Annotated in this window: 25 protein-coding genes; 15 read left to right on the top strand and 10 right to left on the bottom strand. The window is 56.3% G+C overall.

All coding sequences use genetic code 11. From position 1 onward, the window contains the following. Positions 1-14: 14 nt before the first annotated feature. Positions 15-242, top strand: a complete 228-nt coding sequence (locus msub_RS11630) for a hypothetical protein (protein ID WP_048496171.1) — start codon at positions 15-17, stop codon at positions 240-242. 40 nt (positions 243-282) lie between these two features. Here msub_RS11630 and msub_RS11625 read toward each other — a convergent pair whose 3' ends face one another. After that, a complete protein-coding gene (locus tag msub_RS11625; RefSeq protein ID WP_048496170.1) occupies positions 283-741 on the bottom strand; it encodes a hypothetical protein in 459 nt (152 codons plus the stop codon). 413 nt (positions 742-1154) lie between these two features. Between msub_RS11625 and gnd the strand changes: the two genes are divergently transcribed. The 5 genes from gnd to gdhA all read left to right on the top strand — a co-directional run bounded on the left by gnd (position 1155) and on the right by gdhA (position 7014). Then, positions 1155-2132: a phosphogluconate dehydrogenase (NAD(+)-dependent, decarboxylating) gene (gene gnd, locus msub_RS11620; protein WP_048496169.1), complete on the top strand. Its 978-nt coding sequence runs from the start codon at positions 1155-1157 to the stop codon at positions 2130-2132. Next, the gene (locus tag msub_RS11615; RefSeq protein WP_048496168.1) at positions 2129-2392 is read left to right on the top strand and encodes a hypothetical protein; all 264 of its coding nucleotides are present in this window, start codon (positions 2129-2131) and stop codon (positions 2390-2392) included. Before gnd ends, msub_RS11615 begins: the two co-directional genes overlap by 4 nt. Before the next feature lie 155 nt (positions 2393-2547). Continuing rightward, on the top strand, positions 2548-2787 hold the full coding sequence (locus tag msub_RS21135; protein ID WP_156182754.1) for a hypothetical protein: 240 nt from the start codon (positions 2548-2550) through the stop codon (positions 2785-2787). Positions 2788-2805: 18 nt separating this feature from the next. Continuing rightward, positions 2806-5598: an aconitate hydratase gene (acnA, locus tag msub_RS11610; protein ID WP_048496167.1), complete on the top strand. Its 2793-nt coding sequence runs from the start codon at positions 2806-2808 to the stop codon at positions 5596-5598. 75 nt (positions 5599-5673) lie between these two features. Next, a complete protein-coding gene (gene gdhA / locus msub_RS11605; protein ID WP_048496166.1) occupies positions 5674-7014 on the top strand; it encodes an NADP-specific glutamate dehydrogenase in 1341 nt (446 codons plus the stop codon). Positions 7015-7071: 57 nt separating this feature from the next. Here gdhA and msub_RS11600 read toward each other — a convergent pair whose 3' ends face one another. Continuing rightward, positions 7072-7380 (bottom strand): carboxymuconolactone decarboxylase family protein, encoded by a 309-nt coding sequence (locus tag msub_RS11600; RefSeq protein ID WP_048496165.1) that lies wholly within the window; start codon positions 7378-7380, stop codon positions 7072-7074. Positions 7381-7399: 19 nt separating this feature from the next. Between msub_RS11600 and msub_RS22550 the strand changes: the two genes are divergently transcribed. Next, positions 7400-7714: a DUF6522 family protein gene (locus tag msub_RS22550; RefSeq protein ID WP_406564695.1), complete on the top strand. Its 315-nt coding sequence runs from the start codon at positions 7400-7402 to the stop codon at positions 7712-7714. Here msub_RS22550 and msub_RS11595 read toward each other — a convergent pair. Then, entirely contained in the window at positions 7691-8362 is a 672-nt protein-coding gene (locus msub_RS11595; RefSeq protein WP_048496164.1) for a hemerythrin domain-containing protein, read from the bottom strand. The two genes, msub_RS22550 and msub_RS11595, sit on opposite strands and share 24 nt — an antisense overlap. Before the next feature lie 113 nt (positions 8363-8475). On the opposite strand from msub_RS11595, the gene norR reads away from it, so the two are divergent. Further along, positions 8476-10053 (top strand): nitric oxide reductase transcriptional regulator NorR, encoded by a 1578-nt coding sequence (norR, locus tag msub_RS11590; RefSeq protein WP_048496163.1) that lies wholly within the window; start codon positions 8476-8478, stop codon positions 10051-10053. 16 nt (positions 10054-10069) lie between these two features. On the opposite strand, the gene hemN is transcribed toward norR, so the two are convergent. Then, positions 10070-11449, bottom strand: coding sequence for an oxygen-independent coproporphyrinogen III oxidase (gene hemN, locus msub_RS11585; RefSeq protein ID WP_048496162.1), 1380 nt, complete (start codon positions 11447-11449; stop codon positions 10070-10072). A gap of 313 nt (positions 11450-11762) precedes the next feature. Here hemN and msub_RS11580 point away from each other — a divergent pair, with 313 nt between their 5' ends. The 6 genes from msub_RS11580 (at position 11763) to msub_RS11555 (ending at position 17295) form a co-directional block, all read left to right on the top strand. After that, complete coding sequence (locus msub_RS11580) at positions 11763-12209, top strand: c-type cytochrome (protein WP_048496161.1); 447 nt, start codon at positions 11763-11765, stop codon at positions 12207-12209. 15 nt (positions 12210-12224) lie between these two features. Then, positions 12225-13637, top strand: coding sequence for a cbb3-type cytochrome c oxidase subunit I (locus msub_RS11575; protein ID WP_048496160.1), 1413 nt, complete (start codon positions 12225-12227; stop codon positions 13635-13637). A 96-nt stretch (positions 13638-13733) separates the two neighbouring features. Next, the gene (locus tag msub_RS11570) at positions 13734-15563 is read left to right on the top strand and encodes a nitric oxide reductase activation protein NorD (RefSeq protein WP_048496159.1); all 1830 of its coding nucleotides are present in this window, start codon (positions 13734-13736) and stop codon (positions 15561-15563) included. 13 nt (positions 15564-15576) lie between these two features. Continuing rightward, positions 15577-16353, top strand: a complete 777-nt coding sequence (locus tag msub_RS11565; RefSeq protein ID WP_048496158.1) for a CbbQ/NirQ/NorQ/GpvN family protein — start codon at positions 15577-15579, stop codon at positions 16351-16353. An 11-nt stretch (positions 16354-16364) separates the two neighbouring features. Further along, positions 16365-16982 (top strand): cytochrome c oxidase subunit 3 family protein, encoded by a 618-nt coding sequence (locus msub_RS11560; protein ID WP_197083822.1) that lies wholly within the window; start codon positions 16365-16367, stop codon positions 16980-16982. A 4-nt stretch (positions 16983-16986) separates the two neighbouring features. Then, a complete protein-coding gene (locus msub_RS11555) occupies positions 16987-17295 on the top strand; it encodes a cytochrome C oxidase subunit IV family protein (protein WP_048496157.1) in 309 nt (102 codons plus the stop codon). Here msub_RS11555 and msub_RS11550 read toward each other — a convergent pair. The 3 genes from msub_RS11550 to msub_RS11540 form a co-directional block, all read right to left on the bottom strand. Continuing rightward, positions 17279-17539 (bottom strand): cytochrome C oxidase subunit IV family protein, encoded by a 261-nt coding sequence (locus tag msub_RS11550; protein WP_048496156.1) that lies wholly within the window; start codon positions 17537-17539, stop codon positions 17279-17281. The genes msub_RS11555 and msub_RS11550 overlap by 17 nt on opposite strands. 23 nt (positions 17540-17562) lie before the next feature. Further along, positions 17563-18090, bottom strand: coding sequence for a cytochrome c oxidase subunit 3 family protein (locus msub_RS11545; RefSeq protein ID WP_156182814.1), 528 nt, complete (start codon positions 18088-18090; stop codon positions 17563-17565). A 97-nt stretch (positions 18091-18187) separates the two neighbouring features. Then, entirely contained in the window at positions 18188-18940 is a 753-nt protein-coding gene (locus msub_RS11540) for a Crp/Fnr family transcriptional regulator (RefSeq protein WP_048496154.1), read from the bottom strand. A gap of 585 nt (positions 18941-19525) precedes the next feature. On the opposite strand from msub_RS11540, the gene msub_RS11530 reads away from it, so the two are divergent. After that, the gene (locus msub_RS11530; RefSeq protein ID WP_048496152.1) at positions 19526-20368 is read left to right on the top strand and encodes an iron-sulfur cluster assembly protein; all 843 of its coding nucleotides are present in this window, start codon (positions 19526-19528) and stop codon (positions 20366-20368) included. Between the two features lie 35 nt (positions 20369-20403). On the opposite strand, the gene ubiT is transcribed toward msub_RS11530, so the two are convergent. The 3 genes from ubiT to msub_RS11515 form a co-directional block, all read right to left on the bottom strand. Further along, a complete protein-coding gene (gene ubiT / locus msub_RS11525) occupies positions 20404-20973 on the bottom strand; it encodes a ubiquinone anaerobic biosynthesis accessory factor UbiT (RefSeq protein ID WP_227506712.1) in 570 nt (189 codons plus the stop codon). An 89-nt stretch (positions 20974-21062) separates the two neighbouring features. Beyond that, positions 21063-21719, bottom strand: a complete 657-nt coding sequence (gene narL / locus msub_RS11520) for a two-component system response regulator NarL (protein ID WP_082146469.1) — start codon at positions 21717-21719, stop codon at positions 21063-21065. 17 nt (positions 21720-21736) lie between these two features. Then, the gene (locus tag msub_RS11515) at positions 21737-23596 is read right to left on the bottom strand and encodes a histidine kinase (RefSeq protein ID WP_048496150.1); all 1860 of its coding nucleotides are present in this window, start codon (positions 23594-23596) and stop codon (positions 21737-21739) included. Positions 23597-23605 lie beyond the last annotated feature (9 nt).

Genomic DNA, 23605 nt, shown 5'->3' with positions numbered 1-23605 from the left:
TCTGGAGATGATCAATGGATACCCCGGAGAGTCGGGAATGGCAAAGGCTGGCCTTTGTTGAGAACCGTGATGGTAGGGCAGCGGCATTGGTCTTTGCTCATCAGGGTATTGCCCAGTACGAGTCTGCCATTCGGGAATCGGATTCCTGTGGCAATCAATACGGTGCCGCTTATCGGGAAAGCCTGATGGCCTCCATCCAGGTATACCGGGAGTATCTTCAGAAAAACGAAACCCCGGCTTGACCGGGGTTTCATGCAGGCGGTGAACGTTGGTGGTGCTCCACTAATACATCTCCAGCCGCCCAATATCCCTGGATTGCAGACGGGCCTCTGCTTGCTGGTTGGCGGCCAGCTCCCGGAAGAGATCTGCCTCCCGGGTATTCTGGGCTAGTTGTGACCGCAACTCGTACATGTCAGTCAGGGTCTTATGGGCCTGCAGGATATTCTTGTGCACATCGTGTATGTCCGCGCAGCCAGTACATTCCGGTATGTGGGACGGAATCTTTCGGATATCGAACTCCTGTGAATCCACCAGCCAGCTGTCCATCAGATCGTCATCCGCATCCTGGAGAAAATCCTCCATCATTTCCGCCAGATGATGCTCACGGCTGGCCAGGAAGCTGAGGGCCATCTGCATGCGCTCATCTTTCTGGCTGCCAGCAAGAGTTTCATACTGCTTTTCCAGCATTTCGTGGTATTCGGTTATCCATTCAATCAGGTCTTTTAGTTGTTTGAATGCCATGATCCTTTCCTCCGCTTGGAACTGAACCCCTGAGTGCAGCAGGTTTGGGTTCAGATGAGGCCGCCCCTCAATATGAGCTCGAGCAGCACGTCTATATCCAGCTCTTCAATCGATGCTTGTTGATCGTTCATTGCTGATCTCCCTTTCTTTGTATAAGATATAGATAGAATACATTTTAAGTGGTGTCAAGAACTATTCTCATTTTCTCGGTGCATGGAGAGGCAACAATGACTAGCAGTAAGCCCGAGCAAACTAAAGACCTGGTCTGGGATCAGCACCTGAGGTGGCTGGAGCTCATAAGCAACGAATGCAAATCCAACCAGATCAAGCGGGCCCGCAAAAGACGTAGAGAAGAGTCACCAGGAAAAGCCTGATCGTCTGCAAGATGAAAGAGTCACGTGAGGAGAGCAGTAATGCGCGTAGGAGTAATCGGTCTCGGACGAATGGGAGCCAATATCGCTCGTCGACTGATGCGTGGCGGGCACGACATTGTGGGCTTTGATCACGATGCAGCGACGACCGCCGCTCTTGCTGCCGAGGGAGCAACGGCGGCGCAGTCCATCGACGCGCTGGTAGCAACGATGACACCGCCGCGTGTTTTCTGGGTAATGCTACCTGCGGGCCAACCCACAGAAAACACGATTCAAGCACTGATTTCACTTTCTGGGTCCGGTGACATCATCATCGACGGCGGGAACAGTTTCTACAAGGATGACATACGCCGGGCAAAACTCTGTGCGTCAAACAATCTCCATTACGTCGATGTAGGCACTTCAGGCGGAGTACCGGGACTGGAACGCGGCTACTGCATGATGATTGGCGGCGACGAGTCGACGATCAGTCATCTGGAACCGGTGTTCGAAACTCTCGCGCCGGGGCTTGGCGCACTGAACCGGACGTCCGGTCGCAATGGTCCGAATAACAGAGTGGAGAGCGGTTACATTCATGCTGGACCCGCAGGAGCGGGCCACTTTGTCAAAATGGTTCACAACGGCATCGAATATGGATTGATGCAGGCCTACGCCGAAGGATTCGACATCCTTAAAGGTCGGGCATCGGAAAAGCTCCCGCCGGAGGAGCGATACCCTATTGATGTGGCGGATGTGGCGGAGGTCTGGCGACGAGGGAGCGTCATCTCTTCCTGGCTGCTGGATATTTGCGCCTCAGCGCTCATCGATGACCCTCACCTTGAGAAATACTCGGGAAGTGTATCCGACTCGGGGGAAGGCCAGTGGACAATTGACGCTGCGATGGAAGAAGCGGTGCCTGCCCATGTTCTGTCCGCCGCCCTCTTTGCCCGCTACCGCAGCCGGCGCGAGACAACCTACAGCGACAAGCTGCTGTCAGCAATGCGCTTCGGCTTCGGTGGTCATACGGAAACGCCACAATGACAGATGCCAGATTCTTGAGTGCGATGGAAAGCATTGTCGGGCCTCGCCATGTCCTGACCGGGGCGCGGTCGACGGAACGCTTTCGTAAGGGCTACCGCTCGGGCGAAGGTGCCGCGCTTGCCGTCGTGCGCCCCGGCACATTGCTTGAGCTTTGGCGGGTGCTTGACGCATGCGTTCACGCCGACAAAATCATCATTATGCAGGCGGCCAATACCGGCCTGACAGAGGGCTCGACGCCGAAAGGGCGGTACGACCCGTGAGGCGGTGATCATCAACGCCCTGCGGATAGACGTGATTCACACCATCAACCAGGGGCAACAGGTGGTTGGGCTGGCTGGCGCCACACTGTTCAAGCTGGAAAAGCTGCGCGCACCACTGGGGAGGCAGCCGCATTCGGTGATCGGCTCATCCTGTATTGACGCGGCTGGATGCTGGCGATTTCTCTTTAAACGCTGCAGATGTTGTTGCGCTTAAACAAGCAATGATGGAACGGCTCGACGCGCGAGGTGCGGAATATCCGGCCGAACACAATGTCGGCCATCTCTTTACTGCCAAGCCGGGGCTTGCTGCACATTACTGCGCGTGTGATCCCACCAACACTTTCAATCCCGGTATCGGAAAGACGTCGCGCAAGCGACATTATGCAGAAATCTGACAGAAAAGGACCATAACCATGACTTTGAACAGCTTTAACGCAAGGGATACCCTTTCTGTTGACCATCAATCCTATGAAATCTACCGAATTGACCGGGTCCAGGGATCTTCCCGTCTGCCCTACAGTTTGAAGGTGTTGCTGGAGAATCTGCTACGCAATGAAGATGGCCGTCTGGTCACGGCTGACCAGGTTCGGGCACTGCAACAGTGGGATCCGGAATCTGCTATCAACGCGGAGATCCAATACACCCCGGCTCGCGTGTTGATGCAGGACTTCACTGGCGTTCCCTGTGTTGTCGATCTTGTTGCCATGCGTGATGCTATCACCGAACTGGGCGGAGATCCGCGCAAGGTCAATCCGCTGATTCCGGCGGAACTGGTCATTGATCACTCGGTGATTGTCGATGTCTTCGGCCGGGCGGATGCATTCGGGACTAATTCAGAGCTTGAATTCAAACGTAACCAGGAGCGCTATCAGCTGTTACGCTGGGCCCAGCAGTCCTTCGATGATTTTCTGGTAGTGCCACCCGACACGGGTATCTGTCATCAGGTCAACCTCGAATACCTGTCCCGCGTCGTATTTACCCGGGAAGGTCCCAACGGGCTGCAGGCTTACCCGGATACACTGGTGGGAACAGACTCCCATACACCCATGGTCAATGGCCTCGGCGTAATGGGTTGGGGAGTTGGTGGCATTGAAGCGGAAGCCGCCATGCTCGGTCAGCCGATGAGCATGCTGATCCCGCAGGTAATAGGGCTGAAACTTAGCGGGGAACTGCCTGAGGGCACGACCGCAACTGACCTGGTGCTCACGGTTGCTGAGCTTCTGCGCAAAATCGGGGTGGTTGGTAAGTTTGTCGATTTCTTCGGCCCGGGAGTGGCCAATGTGCCGCTGGCGACCCGGGCGACGCTGGGCAACATGAGTCCTGAATATGGCTCGACGGGGTCCATTTTCCCGATTGATAATGAAACCCTGGACTACCTGCGGCTCACCGGGCGCGATGCGCATCAGATCAGACTCGTGGAAGCCTACGCGAAGGAGCAGGGCCTCTGGAATAACCCCGAACACGTACCGGATTACAGCCAGGTCGTTGAACTGGACCTGGGCACTATAAAACCATCCATCGCCGGACCCAGACGCCCCCAGGACCGGATACCCCTGGCCAGCACCCAACGTGCCGTGCGCTCTCTGTTAGCCGGCGAATCCCACGAGGTCGCGGTTCTGGGCGGGCTTGACGAAGCATCGGATGAGTCTTTTCCGGCCAGCGATCCTATTGCCGTCGGTCCGTCGATGAACCAGGACGTTCCACCTCATCAGTACACGGGCTCAGAGCCGGCAGCCAGCTGGCCATCGGCCCCCACTGAACTGGTACTGGACGGCAAGTCCACCAGCATCGACCACGGTGCCGTCGTCATCGCGGCGATCACGTCCTGCACCAACACATCCAACCCTTCAGTGATGATCGGTGCCGCGCTACTCGCCAAAAAGGCAGTCGAGCGTGGTCTGGACAGCAAACCCTGGGTCAAGACCAGCCTCGCCCCGGGCTCTCGCGTTGTTACCGACTACTACAACCGGTCCGGTCTGACCCCCTATCTCGAAAAACTTGGCTTCAACCTGGTCGGTTATGGTTGCACTACCTGCATCGGCAATTCCGGCCCATTGATCGCGGAAGTCAGCACCGCTGTGGGCGCCAATGACCTCTCCGTCGCTGCCGTACTTTCCGGAAACCGCAACTTCGAGGGCCGTATTCATTCCGAAGTAAAGATGAACTTTCTGGCTTCACCACCGCTGGTGATTGCCTATGCCCTCGCCGGAACCATGCAGACGGATCTGTTGAACGATGCTCTGGGAACCGGCAAGGATGGCAAACCGGTCTACCTACGTGATATCTGGCCAACCAACACTGAGATAAAGGAAGTGATCGACGCCAACCTCCAGACACGGATGTTTACCGAAGGTTATGCTGACGTGTACCACGGTGATGATAACTGGCGCGGAATGCGCATTCCCGAAGGTGACCGCTTTGCCTGGGATGAGGATTCCACCTATGTCCAGCGCCCGCCGTACTTCGATGGCGTTGGTCGTGAGCCGGCCCCGGTCCGCGATATTATCGGCGCCAGAGTACTGGCGTTACTCGGGGATTCGGTGACCACGGATCACATCTCTCCCGCAGGTGCGATCAAGAAGGACTCACCCGCCGGTCGCTACCTGACGGAGCAGGGTGTTGCGCCCGCGGACTTTAATTCCTACGGCTCCCGACGCGGCAACCACAACGTCATGATCCGCGGTACTTTTGCCAACGTCCGGCTTCGCAACCAGCTGGTGCCGGGTACGGAAGGCGGAGTGACACGGCACTGGCCGGATGGGGAACAGCTGAGCATCTTTGATGCGGCAACCCGTTATGCATCAGAGGGTGTGCCGCTGGTCGTTCTTGCCGGGGCCGACTATGGGTCCGGCTCGTCCCGGGACTGGGCGGCAAAAGGTACTGCGCTGTTAGGCGTGCGGGCTGTGCTGGCAGTGTCGTTTGAACGGATTCATCGATCCAACCTGATCGGCATGGGTGTGCTTCCGCTGCAATTCCAGGACGGTGAGTCCGCAGAGACGCTCGGTCTGACGGGGCGGGAAACCTTCTCTGTTATCGGCCTCGAAAGCAGGGAAGGCATACCCCGTACGGTCACTGTTCAGGTTGAGTCTGACGGCCAGGTGCGGGAAATCACCGCGACAGTCCGAATTGATACCCCTGCAGAGGAGGGCTATTTCGTGCATGGCGGTATTCTGCCTTACGTTCTGAGGCAGGTATTGGCCGAATAGACCAGATTGCTGTTATGTGCCGTGAACAATTGAAAGAGTTGGCAAGAGGCAAAAGATAGTCCGGAGGACGAGTACATGAAAGTGTCATTCAATGAGGTTTTAGATCGGGTCCGCCAACGTGACCCAGACCAGCCCGAGTTCCATCAGGCGGTTGAGGAGGTGCTGGTCAGTCTCTGGCCGTTCCTCGAAGAACATCCTGAATATACCGGGCATGGGCTGCTTGATCGTATGCTGGAACCGGAGCGGATCATCCAGTTCCGTATTCCCTGGGTTGACGACAGGGGCGAGGTTCAGGTTAACCGGGGCTATCGGGTGCAGATGAACAGCGCTATTGGCCCTTTTAAAGGCGGCCTGCGTTTTCATCCTTCAGTGAATCTGAGCATTCTCAAGTTTCTCGCCTTTGAGCAAGTCTTCAAGAATGCTCTGACAACGCTTTCGCTGGGTGGCGCCAAAGGGGGGGCTGACTTCGACCCCAAGGGCAGAAGTGATGGCGAAGTCATGCGTTTCTGCCAGTCCCTGATGACAGAGTTGCACCGGCATATCGGCCCTGACCGTGATATTCCTGCGGGGGATATTGGTGTCGGCGAACGGGAAATCGGCTACCTCTACGGTATGTATCGCAAGCTTGCCAATGAAGTGACTGGCACCTTCACCGGTAAAGGCAGGAGCTTTGGAGGAAGTCTCATTCGTCCTGAAGCAACCGGTTATGGCCTGGTTTATTTTGTGGAGGAAATGCTGAAAACCCGCGGGAAAACTCTGACCGGTCAGCGGGTCGCGATCTCCGGATCCGGTAACGTGGCTCAATATTCCGCAGAGAAGATCATGGACCTGGATGGAGTTGTGGTGACTTTTTCGGACTCAGAAGGAACTGTCTACAATCCAGATGGCTTCACTGAGAGCCAATGGGATTATCTCATGGATCTGAAGAACAACCGGCGCGGGCGTATTTCTGAGCTTGCGGAAAGGTTTGACCTGGCTTTTGAGCGCGGAGCAAAACCATGGGTGTTTCCCTGTGACATCGCACTGCCCTGCGCTACCCAGAATGAGCTGGATACTGCTGATGCCGAAGCGTTGCTGGGTAATGGCTGCTTCTGTGTTGCCGAAGGCGCCAACATGCCCTCAACCCTTGAGGCGGTGGAGCGCTTCCAGGGAGCTGACATTCTCTATGCACCGGGCAAGGCCTCGAATGCTGGCGGTGTTGCCGTAAGCGGACTGGAAATGGCGCAAAACTCTATGCGCCAGCACTGGACTGATGGGGAGGTGGATGCACGGTTGCATAACATCATGATCTCGATCCACCATTCCTGTCAGCAATACGGTCAGAAGGGTGAGTCGACCATCGACTATGTTGCGGGCGCTAATATCGCCGGTTTTATCAAGGTAGCACAGGCCATGCTTCAGCAAGGCGTGGTCTAGCAAGACAGACCGAGTAAACCAATAGTCTGTAACGGCGTGGTTGAACCCGAAGTCAGGTCAGCCACGATCCAAGGCCTCGAACGCTCGCCTTGAGTGAGCAACGGCACCACCCGCGCGCATTTCTGCCGCAACCCAGATGGCTTCCATGATCTGCTCCTCAGTGGCCTTTTCGCGGGCAGCAGCGCGCGCATGTCCCTGAATACAGTCGGGGCACTGGGTTACATGGGCCACCGCCACTGCAATGAGCTGTTTGGTTCGCTTGTCCAGGGCGCCGTCTTTAAAGACGGCGCCGCTGAACTCGCGCCAGGCCTTCTCAATGTCAGGGGTAAGGCTATTGCGTCTTTGGCCCGGGGTCTGCGTGGTCATAATAGATTACTCCCAGTAAATGGATAAATTGTGGAATCGTCATTGTGTATTGATGATCTTCCTTGTTGATGCCGAACTGCTCCCAACGTGCCTGGATTTGTCCGTGGCTTCGCTGAGAATAGCGATGAGTGACGGCGACGTCCGCACGCTGGTCGAAAACGGTGAGGGTGAGGACTTGGGCCGGATACGGTTGACGTTGATGCGAGCCGGGATGTCCCTCCCGGGCCTATCACCTGTAGATCGACCGAGGTCACCAACCTTCTTCTGGCAGTCGTGCGGAACCGGGCCTTTCAGACATATCAATCCATCATCAGAACTGGAATCTCGGGAATAACACTTCCTTCTCCAGATAGATCTGCTCAGACAACCGGAAATCCAGCGCTTTGAGCTCCTGGTAAAACCGCTGCCAGGACCGGCAGGCTGAATCCGGAGCCCGGTAATTCCGGGTCATCTGGCGTAGCTTGTTCAGTTGCCGTTTGATAAGGGAGTGCTCCTCATTCATCTGGGCGATCGGAGTGTCAGGCCGGGGCGGCTGGTCATGCTCCATTCGCTTCAGCACGTAGGCGTTCTCCCGCTCAATGTGGTCAGTGAGCATATGTTCCAGCTTTTTGACGGCCAGTGTGATGCCTTTGGGGACGTCAGGGTTTGCCCTGTGTACTGCCTCGATCTTGCGGGCGAGCCGGTGAATTTCCGGAAGTTTTTCTATATGCCGGGCATCGTAGCCTCTTGATATGAGCTCCAGCAGCACATCTGTGTCCAGTTCCTCAATCGGTGTCTGTTCCATTACCGTATCAAACAATTCCTGACACAACCGCTTCGGCTCGACACCGGCAATGGATGCGACGATGTCGACGGTTGTCAGGCGGTGGGCCTCGATTTCCGGGACGTGCTTTCTGAATACGTCCAGAGTCTGGGGGCATCGACCGACCAACTGGCCGACGGTGGTTTCACTGCAGTTGCCGAGAATGTCCTGATAGTTCATTGCTGATCCTCCTCTCTTGCTTTAAGATATATATAGAATACATTTTAATGGGTGTCAAGAATTGTTCTTATTTTCTCGGCGCATCATCAACGCCATGAATCTGGAGGGTGAAAATGATTGAGGCATTGCTCGATATTGCTGTCGATCTGACAAAAGATCTGTCAGCGCAGGATCGATACCAGAGGCTGCTGGGTGCGGTGCGCCGGGTTATGCCATGTGATGCGTCCGTGCTGCTCAAGTATGAAAATGAGCTCTTGGTGCCGGTAGCGATAGACGGTCTGTCGACCGACACTCTCGGGCGGCGGTTTGATCCGCGCCAGCATCCGCGCTTCCAGCAGATTATTGCGTCCGAGCAACCGGTGCGCTTTCCTGCCGATTCCGATTTGCCCGACCCCTATGACGGACTGGTGCTGGGGCACGAAGGCAACCTGGAAGTTCACGCCTGCATGGGTTGTGCCCTTTATGTTGATCAACAGCTGCTTGGCATTCTGACACTGGATGGTTTGACGCCGGGCATGTTCGATGGTGTTGATGATCAGACCATGTCGGCATTCTCAGCCCTGGCGGCGGCTGCCATGCGCTCGGCTTTACTGATTGAATGGCTGGAGCAGCAAGCCAGACATAAGAACCTGTTGGCACAGGAACTGGTTAGTGAGGCGCTGAAACGGGATGGCGGAGAACTCATCGGAAAAAGTGCTGAAATGCAGCACCTCAACAAAGAACTCGAACTGGTAGCAGCGTCGGACTTGTCTGTTCTGATTGGTGGTGAGACAGGCGTCGGCAAAGAGCTGGTAGCCCGGACCATTCACCTGTTGTCATCGCGGTGCGATCAGCCGCTGGTTCATATCAACTGCGCGGCGCTGCCGGAGTCTCTTGCCGAAAGCGAGCTCTTTGGCCATACCAAGGGCGCCTTCACCGGCGCCACCTCGGATCGGGACGGTAAGTTTGAGCTGGCAGACGGCGGCACTCTGTTCCTTGACGAGATCGGTGAGCTGTCTCCGCTCCTGCAAGCCAAGATGTTAAGGGTCCTGCAAAATGGTGAGGTTCAGAGGGTGGGGGCGGATAAAACCCGGCGTGTCGATGTTCGCATACTGGCGGCTACGAATCGGGACCTGAAACAGGATGTTGAAAACGGTCAGTTCCGTCGCGACCTCTACCATCGACTCAGTGTTTTTCCGGTGGAAGTGCCCCCCTTGAGGCGCCGTCATGGAGATATTCCGCTACTGGCCGGGTACTTTGCCGAAAAAATGCGACTCAAGCTCGGTTTGAAGAGCCTCCGTATTGCCCCGGAAGCGCTGAGCCAGATGGGTGGCTATTCCTGGCCCGGCAACGTCCGCGAGCTGGAGCACGTGATCAGCCGGGCATCTCTCAGGGCGAGGTCGGAGCAGCAACGGGGTATTGCCACAATTGAATCCCGGCATTGTGACCTTATCGATGGTGGCGAGGTTCAACCGATAACGTTTCGGCCTACCCGTGATTTCGAGCCAGACACCTCTCCGGAACCGAAAAGCTCTTCGGATACCGCCATGAACGATGCGCTGGCGGACTTTCAGAGAAAACTCATTTCGGAGCGATTGGCCGTAAACAACCAGAACTGGTCACAGGCTGCAAAATCCCTGGGCATGGATCGGGGCAACCTGCACCGAATGGCCAAGCGGCTTGGTCTCAAAAGCTTGACCAGCAGCCCCTGAAGAAACCCCTCATGGATCAGATAACCTTGGAAAACTGATGCTTGCTTTCGGTTGGGTGGAGGTATGCATCGAATACCATGGCTATGTTCCGTAGCAGTAATTGCCCGGTCGGTGTGACGGCCACCCGGTGAGCGCTGATAACAACGAGGTTATCCATGGCCATCCCGGCAAGCTGTCGCATCTCCCGGTAAAAATAATCGAAGAAATCGATGCCATAACGTGCGCTGACTGTCTCGTAAACCACCTCGTTCTGACACATCAAAGACTGGATCACATCACGTCGGATCCGGTCGTCGAGAGACAGCTGGTAACCTCGGGCGATAGCCAGAGAGCCACTGTCGATGGCGGCAAAATAATCGTCCTCCTGTCGAATGTTCTGGCTGAAACTGTGATTCGTTTTACCGATGGAGGTCATGCCAATTCCGATCAGATCCGTGTCGGCGTAGGTGGAATAACCCTGGAAATTCCTTTGCAGCTGGCCGTTGTGTTTGGCCAGGGTCAGCTCGTCGTCAGGCAGTGCAAAGTGGTCCATGCCGAGATAGACATAACCGGCGTCCTGCAGCCGCTCAACGGTCATCTCCAGGATGGCCAGCTTGGTTTCGGGCGATGGAAGGTCATCATCATTGATAAGCTTCTGGGCTTTGACCTTGTCAGGCATATGCGCATAGTTATAGATGGCCAGACGCTCTGGCCGTTTCGAGAGCACGGTATCCAGAGTGGTACTGAAGCTCTCAACCGTCTGGTGTGGCAAGCCATAGATCAGATCCACATTGGTTGACCGATAGCCAGCGGCCCGCGCTGCATCGATTACAGCGAACGTCTGTTCGACCGACTGAATTCGGTTCACCGCCCTCTGAACCTTGGGATCAAAATCCTGCACACCCAGACTGATGCGATTGAAGCCAAGCTCGTGCAGTAACGGGATCGTGGTTTTGCGTACCGCCCGCGGGTCGATCTCAATCGAAAATTCGCGGGACTCTGGAGGCGCCAGGGTGAAGTTCCTGCGGATTTCCCCCAGCAGCGCCGAGAGTTGTTCATCATGTAGAAACGTGGGTGTACCGCCTCCGAAGTGAAGCTGACTGACTTCCCGATTCGGATCGACCAGCTCCGCCTGCCGTGCAATCTCGGTATGAATCCGCTCAAGATAGGGAATGCTGCGTTCTTGCTTGTGGGTAATAATCTTGGCGCAGGCGCAATAGAAGCAGAGGGATTGGCAGAAGGGGATGTGAAAATAAAGCGACAGGGGCGTCCGCCGCTGGTTGCTTTGCTCGAGCTCATGCCTGTATTCGGCTTCGCCAAAACCGCTCGAAAACTCCACGGCAGTTGGGTACGAGGTATAGCGCGGGCCATAGGTGTCATATTTCACCAGAAGATCCGCATTGAAATCGACTGTCATGGGGCACTCCTCATTGTCCCGGGTATCTGGATTGCTGGCTGTTTCGTCTGTCGCATTACCACAGCAATTCCGGGGCCAGATCTTCAACTCACTGTTTCCCAATGAAAAGATTTTCGTTAAGGGCAGTTGCCCGAATGCCCGGTGTCACTCTGACACCCGCTATCAAATCAACCTGAATTTGGCGTTGTCCTTCCTACCACGAACTTCCTGTATGCATTAAAAAGTCTAATTAAATCAATTGGATGAAGTGTTGGCGCGTCAATTGCTTGTGAGGGTCGCAGTTTGAACGACCAATGCATAACAGGAGTCAGCTATGGCTGAGAAATTTACCAAAGGTATGGCCAGGAACATCTACTACGGCGGTAGCTTTTTCTTTCTGTTGCTCCTCCTGGGGTTGACCGTTGATACCGTACGGCAACTTCCGGAGCGAAGCCGCAGTGAGAACATTACCCCTGAAGTAGCCCATGGCAAGGAGCTGTGGGAAACCAACAACTGTATCGGGTGCCACAGCCTGATGGGTGAGGGTGCTTACTATGCGCCTGAGTTGGCTAACGTCTTTGATCGAAGAGGTGTGGGAAATGAAGAAGCCTTTAAGGGCTATATGCAGTCCTGGCTTGCGGCACAGCCCATGGATAACCCGCGCCGACGCAAGATGCCCCAGTTCAATCTCACTCAGGAAGAAGTTGATGCCCTGGCGGAGTTCCTGATCTGGACCTCCAGGATCGATGACAACGACTGGCCACCCAATGTTGAAGGTTGAGGCAGGAAGACAATGATGAAGTACACATCTCAGCAGGTTGCAAAACCCTATTTTATTTTTGCATTGGTACTGTTCGCCGCGCAGATTGCCTTTGGCCTTTTGATGGGCATCCAGTATATCAATGGCGATATCGGATTCCCTGCCATCCCTTTCAATGTTGCGCGGATGGTTCACGTAAACCTCTTGATCATCTGGATACTGTTTGGGTTCATGGGGGCGAGTTACTACCTGGTTCCAGAGGAGTCTGAAACCGAGCTTTTCAGTCCCAGGCTGGCCAGAATTACCTTCTGGATTTTTGCTGTGGCCAGTGTTGTAACAGTGCTCGGATACCTCCTCGTCCCCTATGCGGAACTGGCAAGAATCACCAAGAATCATCTGTGGCCAACCATGGGCCGGGAATTCCTGGAGCAGCCCACCATCACCAAGATTGGCATCGTGATTGTCTGTCTGTCTTTTGTCTTCAATATCGGAATGACCATTCTTAAAGGACGGAAGACCGTTATAAACATGGTTCTGATCACCGGTCTGGTCGGGCTGGCGGTTTTCTACCTGTTCTCGTTTTACAACCCGGCCAACCTGGCGCTCGACAAGTATTTCTGGTGGTTCGTCGTACACCTTTGGGTAGAAGGTGTGTGGGAATTGATCCTTGGTGCGATTCTGGCCTTTGTACTGATCAAGGTCACCGGCGTGGATCGTGAATACATTGAAAAGTGGCTGTACCTGATCATCGCCATGGCCCTGATCTCCGGATTAATCGGGATGGGCCATCACTACTTCTGGATTGGCGCGCCAGAGTACTGGCTGTGGATGGGTTCGGTATTCTCCGCTCTGGAGCCGGTACCTTTCTTCATGATGGTGCTCTTTGCTTTCAAGGTGGTCAAAGAGCGCCGCCGCTCGCACCATAATCAGGTCGCCGTGACCTGGGCTCTGGGCTGCTCGGTGATGGCCTTCCTTGGCGCCGGGGTCTGGGGCTTTCTTCATACTCTGGCTCCGGTCAATTACTACACTCACGGCACGCAGTTAACCGCTGCCCATGGACACCTGGCGTTCTTTGGTGCCTATGCGATGATCGTGATGTGTATTATTTCCTATGCCATGCCGATTCTGCGGGGCCGCCCTCAGGGAAACCCACTGGCTGCCCAAAGAGTGGAGAAATTCGGCTTCTGGGCCATGTGTATCAGCATGATCGGTATTACCCTGGCTCTGACAGCCGCCGGCGCCTGGCAGGTCGCAATGCAGCGAATTCCCGAGTCAGGCGAGGCGCTCAGCTTCATGGCCACCCAAGGTGAACTGATGGGCGTATATTGGGTTCGGCTTGGCTTTGGTGTCATATTCGCCCTCGGACTTGTCGCTTATTTTGCCAGCTTCTTCGTTGGTCGAGAAACCGTTCGCGCTGAAGCCGGTGCGGCTATGCCGCAAACTTCATAGTGATCTGATCAGATAAACGGCTCGCTGCCTCCGCTTGCGCCCTGTCTACCCGGGTCGGGCTCGGGCGAGGGGCAGCCCAACTATCCGGGAGCAACTATGGAAGAATTTATCGGCAAGATCTGGGATCGCTGGCTTACCCGGCAGGTAACCTCGGATTTTACCAGCGCATCAGTCAATCTCACGGATCTGCAGGCGGAGCTTACGCTCTATTATCGGGCGCTGGGCGGCGCGCCGGGCAAAACCCTGGAGCCTGCCGATGCCCGAAAGGTCCGGCTCAGGCGAACGGGTATGCAGCGTGTTGCCGGCAGCCATCAGCGTTTTGCCCTGCCATGGCAGGACGACCGAAGTGTGCGTTTGCCGGCGTCACTGGCGGTATTCTCGTCCCCCCGGCTCAATACATCGCTCTATTACTGGCTGGTGGCGATGGCCGCCCGCCTTCCACAGGTAAGCAACTGGTTTCGGGACAATCAGCAGGCCGCCCTGGCATTGACATCGTCGTATCCCGGCCTCAACAGGCAGTATAAGGAGCTGGTGGCTGAACTGATGGCTTTGAGACCGCCAGTTGACGATATTCCCGAGGATCTCCGGCGGCGTGAACTGGCGGTTGCCCAGGCATTGCGGGAGCCTGGCCTGCTGGCAGATCTGCCCTCATCGGCATTTGACTGCTTTCCGGTCTGGCTATGGTTGTACCCCCAACCGCCGACGCTGTTCAGCGTGCCGGTCGCAACCACCGGGTCCGGGCCGGAATTGGAGGCGGGAGAGCGCTCGTCCGAACAACAAACCCTGCAGCAACGCAAACAGGCGCAGCGAATCGATGATGAGCATGAAACGGATGGCTTGCTGGTGTTTCTGCCCGACAGCCTCATGAGCTGGACCGAACAGATCAATCTTGACCGCTGTCAGGATGACGACAGCGATGATGATTTCGAGCAGATCGCCAATGACATCGACCTGATTACGGTGTCACGCCAGCGCAAAGCCACGGCGGCAAAAGTGAAGTTTGACCTGGATCTGCCCGCCGCAGAAAACGATGAACTGTGCCTGGGGCCGGGAATCCGTTTACCGGAGTGGCATTACCGGAAAGGCCGCTTGCGGCCGGACGTCTGCCTCTTGCAGCCACTTCTGGCGGATGAAGCAGAGCCAGTCAGTTTACCGGCACATCTCCGGCAGACCAGTGAGGAGGTCAGGCGCAAGTTCGCCTTGGTGGGGCTTGGCAATACCCGGCTTCGGGGCCAGCCAGACGGCCAGGACCTTGATCTCGATGCCTGGATCGATGAGTACAGCAAACCGCTCAGGGATACCGCCCGGCAGAACTTTTTTCTGGATCAGCGCAAGACGCATCGTGACTTCTGCTGCCTGATCCTGGCCGATCTGTCCCTGTCGACCGAAGGCTATGTGAGTGACGACTGCCAGGTGATTGATGTCATCCGCGACAGTCTGATGGTGCTGGCCGAAGGCCTGGACCAGACCCGGGATGATTTCGCCATCTACGGGTTCTCCTCCGTGCGCAACAGTCATGTCCGCTATCAGCTGATGAAAAACTTTGGCGAGCCGTACAGTGATCGGGTCCGTGGCCGCATTGCCCGAATCAAACCGGGGTTCTACACCCGTATGGGCGCGGCAATCCGACAGTCCAGCCGGATTCTGGAGCGGCAGCCCCAGGCCCACCGGGTGCTGTTGCTGGTCAGTGACGGCAAGCCCAACGATCTGGATCAGTACGAAGGGCGCTACGGCATTGAAGATACCCGCCAGGCGATTATCGAAGCCCGGCAGCTGGGCATAACCCCCTACTGCGTTACGGTGGATGAGTGCGGCCACGATTACCTGCCCTACCTGTTTGGCCGCGATGGCTTTGCCGTGGTCAGTGATCCCACCCAGCTCCCGAGAGTACTGCCACGGATTTACCTGAACGTTTCAACGCACTGATTTTGAGGTAGTCATGAATAGCCAGAGTTATTATCAGATTCAGAATGATGAATATGAAATATTCCAACATGCGGTCCAGCATCGTTTGCCAGTGCTGATCAAAGGCCCGACCGGCTGCGGCAAGACGCGCTTTGTCGAGTACATGGCGGAGCAACTGGAACGCCCTCTGTACACCGTTTCCTGTCACGATGACCTGACCGCTGCCGATCTGTTGGGTCGGCACCTCATCGGCCCCGACGGAACCTACTGGCAGGACGGCCCGCTCACCCGGGCTGCCCGTGAGGGCGGAATCTGTTATCTCGATGAAATTATCGAGGCTCGGAAGGACACAACGGTTGCTTTGCATTCGCTGTCGGATCATCGCAGAACCGTGCACCTGGAGCGCACCGGCGAAACCCTGACCGCCCATGAGGACTTTATGCTGGTGGTCTCCTATAACCCGTCCTACCAGAATCTGATCAAGGGCCTGAAACCCAGCACCCGGCAACGGTTTGTTGCCATGAGTTTTGGCTATCCGGAGGCTTCGGTTGAAGCGTCGATCATTGCCCATGAGTCCGGTATTGATGAGGCCAGCGCCGGGCAACTGGTGAAACTGGCGACGGATATTCGCCGGCTGACTGATATCGATCTCACGGCAGCGGTCTCGACCCGCTTACTGATCTACGCCGGGAAGATGCTCAAAAGTGGCTGTCCCGCCCGCAAAGCCTGCCTGTATTGCGTGATCGAACCACTGACCGATGAGCCGACAACCCGGCAATCGCTGCTTCGGTTGGTCGATGCGCACTTTTGACGGCCGGCACAATGACCACGCTTGAGATGGTCGGTGACCCGGAGTTTGCCACCGCAAAGGGAACGGGAAACGAAAAGGGCCACACACCGGGAAGCATCGCCGTATGGGTTTTCATTTATGCGGAGCTGACCGAATTCGCCTTCTTCTTTCTCGCCTTTCTGATTGCAAAGTTCTACTTTCCGGTGGAATTCCGCGAGGGGCCGCCACAGCTCAACACCCTGGCTGGCTTCCTCAATACCCTTGTGTTACTCACCAGCAGCTTCTGTGTCGCCCGGTCGGTACAGGCAATCAAGCGGAGCGCCCGACGCCAGACCGTGATCTGGCTGCTTTGCACGGTGGCTGCCGGCGTCACCTATTGCCTGATCAAGGCCTGGGAATACCAGTGGAATGAAGCCAGGGGCATCACCGCCCGTACCAACTACTTTTTCGCCACTTACTACTATCTGATGTTCAATCACTTCCTTCACGTTGTCATCGGTACCTTCACCATTCTTGGAACCGCTGTATTGGCCGCACTGGGTCACTATTCGGCGGAGTCCCACGAAGGCCTGGAAGGGGCCGCCAGCTACTGGCACATGATTGATATGGTCTGGATTCTAATCTTCCCACTGATCTACATCTTGAGGTAAATCCATGGAGCAGACACAACAAAGCCAGGAAACCGGAAAGCGGACATGGGACAGGACGCGCCTGGTATGGCTGGGGCTGATCAGCCTGACGCTGCTCAGCGCGGCGGTTGGTGAGTCCGGCCGGCCCTCGCTTGTGGCCATCGTTATCGTCTGCTCGGTCACGCTCATGAAGGGCCGCTGGATCATTCAGGACTTTATGGGGTTGCGTAACGCAGCACCGCTGACCCGCCGGCTTGTAACGGGCTATTTCCTGGCCATGACTTCCATGGTCGGAATTTCCCTGGGTTACCTGCAGTTCACAGCCACACAATAACGGCTCCGATCGTTGCCGGAACCACGATAACGTAGCTGAGCAGGAGCCGGCGCCAGAGAGCGGGTGCGGACTGCAGCCCCATGAAAACGTCGACGATACTCTGGCCCTTGATGATCACGGCCAGAACGACGATCAGGATCATCACCGCCGGGTTCCTCACCGATTCGGAAGCAGCCACTGAGAGCAGAGTCAGGGCAATGAGAAGCAACCAGGAACCGGTTGCCTTGAACGTCAGTGTGCTCATACAGTCACTCCGGTCTTCGCATTCTAGTGGATCACGTAAATGATCGGGAAAAGTACAATCCACACCAGGTCAACCATGTGCCAGTAAGAGGCTCCGGACTCGAAACCCGAGTGCTCCCCGGTTGCATAAGCGCCCTGGCGGGTGCGTCGCAGCATGTAACCCAGAATCACCATGCCCAGGACAACGTGCATGAGGTGGAAGAACGTAGTAAAGAAATAGAGTGTGTAGAACGTATTGGAAGACAGGTTGTACCCGGCCTCGATCAGTTGCGAGTATTCCCAGAATTTTGTGACCAGATAGACCGTTGCGGTCATTAATGCCGCCAGCAAAAACAGGCTGCAGCCCGATTGATTCCCCTGCCGTAACCGAATCCCTGCCAGCGCGACGAAATAGCTGCTGGTGATCAGGGCCAACGTGCAAATCAGACCTGCCAGTGAATGCAGGGAGGCTTTGCCGGCCGTGAACATGTCCGGATAGAAGTTCTGCGTGGTTGCAAATCCGATAAAGAAGATTGCAAAGACGGTTAATTCCATAAGGATAAAAAACCACATGGCAACATCACCGGGCAGATCTACACCGCCTGGTTCCGCGACGCTGTCGGTTAGCAAATACTCATTTGACATTGCGATAATCCTGGTGAGGCCCCGGTTATCGGGTGGGGATTCCCGTTACGAGATGACTCAGGCTTTCAATATCCGTCAGCTTTATTTTGCTTCCTGCGGCTTCGATCCAGTTATTCCTTTTGAACAAGGCGAAACATCGGCTGATGGTCTCGGGTGTCAGCCCGAGAAAATTGCTGATCGCGACTCTTGTCATGGGCAGGCTGAAGACCGCGCCCTGTTTTTCCTTCGGGTTTAGTCTTTGCCATAGGTTCAGCAGGAAGTAGGCAAGCCGGACTTCCGCCGTGTAATGACCATTGATGACCGACATTCTCTGAGCCTCGAACATCTCGTGGCTGAGCAGTTGCAGAATATATTTCTGACAATCCACGTCTTTATTGAGGGCATGAAAAATTTCCCGATACGGTATCCGGTATAAATATCCCGTTTTCAGCATCTGGTGGGCAAATGACAGGTTGGTGCGGTTGAATCCTTCAAGCCCGAAGATCTCACCTGGAAGATAGAATGCCGTGATGCATTCGTTGCCTTGGGCGTCCAGATAAAAGCTTTTCACCGCGCCACTGCCCACGACATACAGTGACTCTGGCATGTCGTTCAATCGGGTAACCAGCTCCCCCGCCTGGAAGAAGGTAGATAGCTCGGAAAGGGCGATCAGATCCCAGGTGTTCCAGGAGGAATCGGCCGCCGGTGTTCCGGAGCCGGTTTCGTCCAGGCTTGCCGGTCGGTTTGCGGCGATGTTGCCGAAGGTTGGGGAATCGATGGAATCGGTTATATCCAGCATGACCAGAGGACCTTTTGCACTTTGGTTTCAGACGCCTGGAGCGTCGTTACAGGCAAGGTCTAGCATTCGGTGTGCCAGGTTGTAAGGTGTTGTTAAATAAAGGGAAGGCTCAGTTCCAGTAAAGTTAACGCCAGCCTTGTTGTCATGCAGACACCCTTTCTCCGGGTTCACTGCTGTCATCATGACAGTGTCGGTCTGTGATGGCGCGAAATACGACCGTGCCAATGGAGACCGTCAATTCCTGGTCGCTTGTATTTACAGAGATTTTTTCTGTGAGGCTTGATATTTGCTCCCCTTGTCATAACCGACCATCTTTGGTTAAACAGACCTGTCAGCCTGGTGAGGAAATAGCGATGGTTTGCAATAAGCCCGAACACATTGAGGAAAAGATCTGGGACCAGCACCTGAGGTGGCTCGATCTTGTGAGTAACGAATGTAAATCCAACCAGTTGAAGCGGGAACGTGAAAGGCGTGGCGACGGGGCCCGGGAACGGAGCCCGAAGGACGTTGCCCGGCCGTCGGCCCAGGCAAACAATCATCCTGGATAATGTGCATTTTCTCTGAAGAGGAACAGGTGAACGGATCGTGAAGATTGATGCTGAAGTGACACCGGAAGCCCGTAACTATCTGCTCTCCCTGCTGGCCAAGCAGGAAGTTCCAGGAATGGCGGCGCGTGTTTATGTGGAGAAGGGCGGTACCCAGCAGGCCGAGACCTGCCTGGCTTTTTGCCCGCCGGGTGAGGAGTCCGGGGAGGATATCAGGAAAGACTTCGACGACCTGACCCTGTATTTCGAGGCGGCGAGTGTGCCTTACCTTCAGGAGATGGAGATCGGGCTGCATGGCGAGGGCAGTCTCCAGACCCTGACCATCAAGGCCCCGAACTCGAAAAAGCCGGCAACTCCCCCCAAAACCTTCACGTTGTCGCAAGACTGTGAAGCCTTGCGGGTACCCTACGGAAACTCTGTCACCCTTCCGGAGGGAGCCTCGGTTTCGATAACCCAGGCACTCGGTGGCAGCTTTACCGTCAACTACGAGGGCAATCTGTACCGGTTGTCGCCAGAGGTCACGCGAAACCTGGGCTTTCAATCGGATGTCATCCTGTTCGAGCCACCGGAGGATGGCCTGATCAGCGAACAGCAATGCTGGGATGCGATGCGGCTGGTCTACGATCCCGAGATTCCGGTGAATGTCGTCAGCCTGGGGCTTATCTACAAGCTGGAGATCGACCAGGAACGCCAGTCCGTCCGCGTGGAAATGACCCTTACCTCACCCGGTTGCGGTATGGGCGACATCATTGCCGGGGATGTGAAAGGCAAGCTACTGCAGGTTCCGCACGTTGAAGACAGCCAGGTGGATATCGTATTTGATCCACCCTGGAGCTATGACAGCCTGGATGAAGAGGCTCGCCTGGAATTGGGGCTGATTTGAGCCAGCACACAGGTGAGGGTCGAACCCGGAACCCGTCAGCTTGAAAACAGCTGGCGAATACTGAACCGCCACTCCAGGCTGTCCAGCAGGTTTTTTAGTCCCAGGCCCAGCTCCGTGTCTCCCTCAATAATCAGGCGCCGCTGAAAAAACAGCTGGTCCGGATCCTGTCGGCGCTCTGCCAGGGTCTTGAAGGCCGCCAGGGAACCCCGGATGGTCGCCTCTCCCGGGCCGTCAATCACCCGCAGCCGACCGGCCCAGAAGCCCAGAGTGATGCCCGGCTGCCCACCATTCACTTCCAACCGGATGCGCCGGCCCTCGAAGTCTTCAAATTCGCCCTCACGAATAGCTTGTGCAAAGAGACGATTCAGAGGGGCTTCCGCCGCTATCTGTTTGAAGGGCATGGGGATGCGTCGGTCCAGCGCGCCGAGTGCCGGGGTAGGCGAGGGGAGGTATTCGCTGAGTACCGAGAGAGTCTGGTCGAGCAGTGGTGAGTGCAGGGCGAATGAGGGCAACTTGGGCAGCGACAGGTGCATGGTCAGCTCCGTGTTTGGTGAGACCGGAGCAGGGTAGGCGAAAGCCGGGCGCAGGGCTTTGATATAACTCATAAGCGCCGGTGAAGTCGGGGTCAGATGAAAACGGGGTCAGATGAAAAGTTCATCTGACCCCGTTTTCATCTGACCCCACTTTCAGTTTTTCAGCGGTGCAGGCCTTCCTCTACGGCCCATACGGCCACTTCCACCCGCGATCGCAGGTTCAGCTTTTTCAGCAGGTGCTTCACGTGGACCTTCACGGTGCCGTCGCTGATATCCAGCTTGCGGCCAATCATCTTGTTGGACAGGCCTTCGGCAATCAGGCGCAGGATATCCTTTTCCCGGGGTGTCAGGCTGTCGAAATCCGGGCGTGAGGTCTGCTGGGGTTTGTTGGAGCGCAGTGCCTGGGCCAGCAGGGTGGTCAGCCGGTCGCTGATGACCATCTTGCCGACCGCCGCCTGGTGCAGTTGGGTGATCATGTCCTCGGGTTCCATGTCTTTCAGCAGATAACCGTCTGCACCGGCCCGCAGGGCCGCTACCACGTCGTCTTCCTGGTCTGACACGGTAAACATCACGATGCGGGAGCTGATGTTCTGTTCCCGCAGCTTCTTCAGGGCCTCAATGCCATCCATTTCCGGCATATTCAGGTCCATCAGGATCAGGTCCGGCTCCAGCTCGGTGGCCAGGCGGATGCCGTCGGCGGCATTGCTTGCTTCACCGGCAACAACCATGTCGTCTTCCATCTCGATGAGCTGCTTGATGCCCTGTCGAAGCAGGGGGTGGTCGTCGATCAGCAGGATACTGGCGGGCGATTCAGACATCGTGTTCTCTCTTGTCATCAGGCATTGGAAACTTCCGTGGGAATCAGGTTCCGGCTTTTGGGCACGAACAGCAGCGTGACTTCAACGCCGCCCTCATCCCGGTTCTGTACTTTGACCTGGCCACCGAGGGTCCTGGCACGATCCTGCATGATGATCAGGCCGTAATGATTGACCGGCTGGTCGCCTCCGGGCAGGCCCTTGCCGTTGTCGCGGATTCTTACCCGTACCTGGGGTGACTCGAACAGCACCTCCACGGTGATGTCGGTGGCATCGGCGTGCTTGACGGCATTGGCCAGGCCTTCCCGGACAATCTGCAGGGTATGGATTTCTTCATTGGGCGACAGGGTCTGGGGTGGCAGGTTGTACGTGAGCTCAACCGGCTTGCCCAGCCGTTCCGAGAATTCCTCAATGGTCTTGCGCAGAGCGGTAGCGAGGTCCGGTGTGTCCAGCTTCAGCCGGAAGGTGGCCAGCAGTTCCCGCAGTTGCCGGTAAGCACTGTTCAGGCCGGTGCTGAGTTCATCCAGAATGGCCTCATGGGTCTGCTTCTGTTCGCCGTCAATATTGAGACGGCGCAGCCGGGCCACCTGCATTTTCAGGTAGGAGAGTGACTGCGCCAGGGAGTCGTGCAGCTCCCGGGCGATGACCGTGCGCTCTTCGGCGAGGGTCTGTTGCTGCTCCTCGGTAATCTGCCGTTCCAGGAAAATGGCAGTGGCCAACTGGTCGCTGAGGGTTTCCAGCAAGCGCCGCGAGGTTTCTGACAGGCCCACATCCGCGCGATACCAGACTTCCAGCGTTCCCAGTAGTTGCCCGGGGGTGCGGATGGGCAGCAGCAGCCGACGCCCATCGTTATCTTCTACCGGAAGCTCGTCGTACACCTCAGGGGTTACCAGGCAGGCGTTGCAGTGATGGTCACGGCAATAAAAGGGCCGCTCCCGGGAGGCCGTGGCAATGGCTTCCACGGGCTCTGCGGACTCTTTGTCATGGAGATATAGGCGGATGGGTCCAATGCCCAGCAACTGCTCCAGCTCCTGCAGCATGGGAATGGCCCCGTGGCACAGGTCATGTTTGGCAAACAGATCCCGGCTAGCGGAGTGGAGCAACTGAAGGGCTGTGTGGCTCTTTTCCAGTTCTTCGGTCTTGAGCCGGGCCCGCTCCTCCAGATCGTAGTAGGTGAGGGCCAGCTCGCTGGTCATCTGGTCAAAGGCCTGGCCGAGCCTTGCCAGTTCATCGGAGCCCCTGAGATGGGCCTTGCGGGAGAAGTCCTGGTCGCCCACGGCGATGGCAATACTGACCAGTTTGCGCAGCGGCCGCAGAATGCGGTTTTTCAGGTCAATAAACAGCGCTACGATGATCAGGATGGAAAACACCAGGCTGATCACCTGGATCAGATGCAACAGATCGATGCGGGCTTCAGTCCGCTGCTCCAGCATGGTCACCAGCTGGTCTACCTTATTCACGTAGTCGCGGGTGACCGCCAGCATGCTGTCGGTGATAGGTGTGCCCTGTTTGTGTTCCTGAAGCGACGGCCGGAGCGTTGTCGTCCAGGACTCCTGTATGGCGCGGTACTGGGTGCTCAGGGGGTGGTCGCCGGACGCGGGAATGGCCGAGGTGATACCGTTGTCAGTCAGCCTGGCGTCATAGCTGTCCAGCATATGTGACATGGACCCGGGCCCGGATTCCGCCGCCACCGGGCCGGCGGTGCGGGCCAGCATGTGGAATGCGCCCATGCGCAGGGCGCCCGCCAGATTGATTGCTGTGGCATTGCCCTCAATGCTTTTTGAAACCGCGAGCGTGGTCGCCATGCTGACAAGTGCTGTCAGCACCACGGCGCCAACGACAATGGCGATTCGGTTAACAAGCGGGCTTCTGGATTTCATCAGGTCTCA

This window comes from Marinobacter subterrani, from assembly GCF_001045555.1.
Classification (GTDB): Bacteria; Pseudomonadota; Gammaproteobacteria; order Pseudomonadales; family Oleiphilaceae; genus Marinobacter; species Marinobacter subterrani.
Note: the sequence above shows the minus strand (reverse complement) of the source record. Positions and strands in the feature narration are given on the sequence as shown.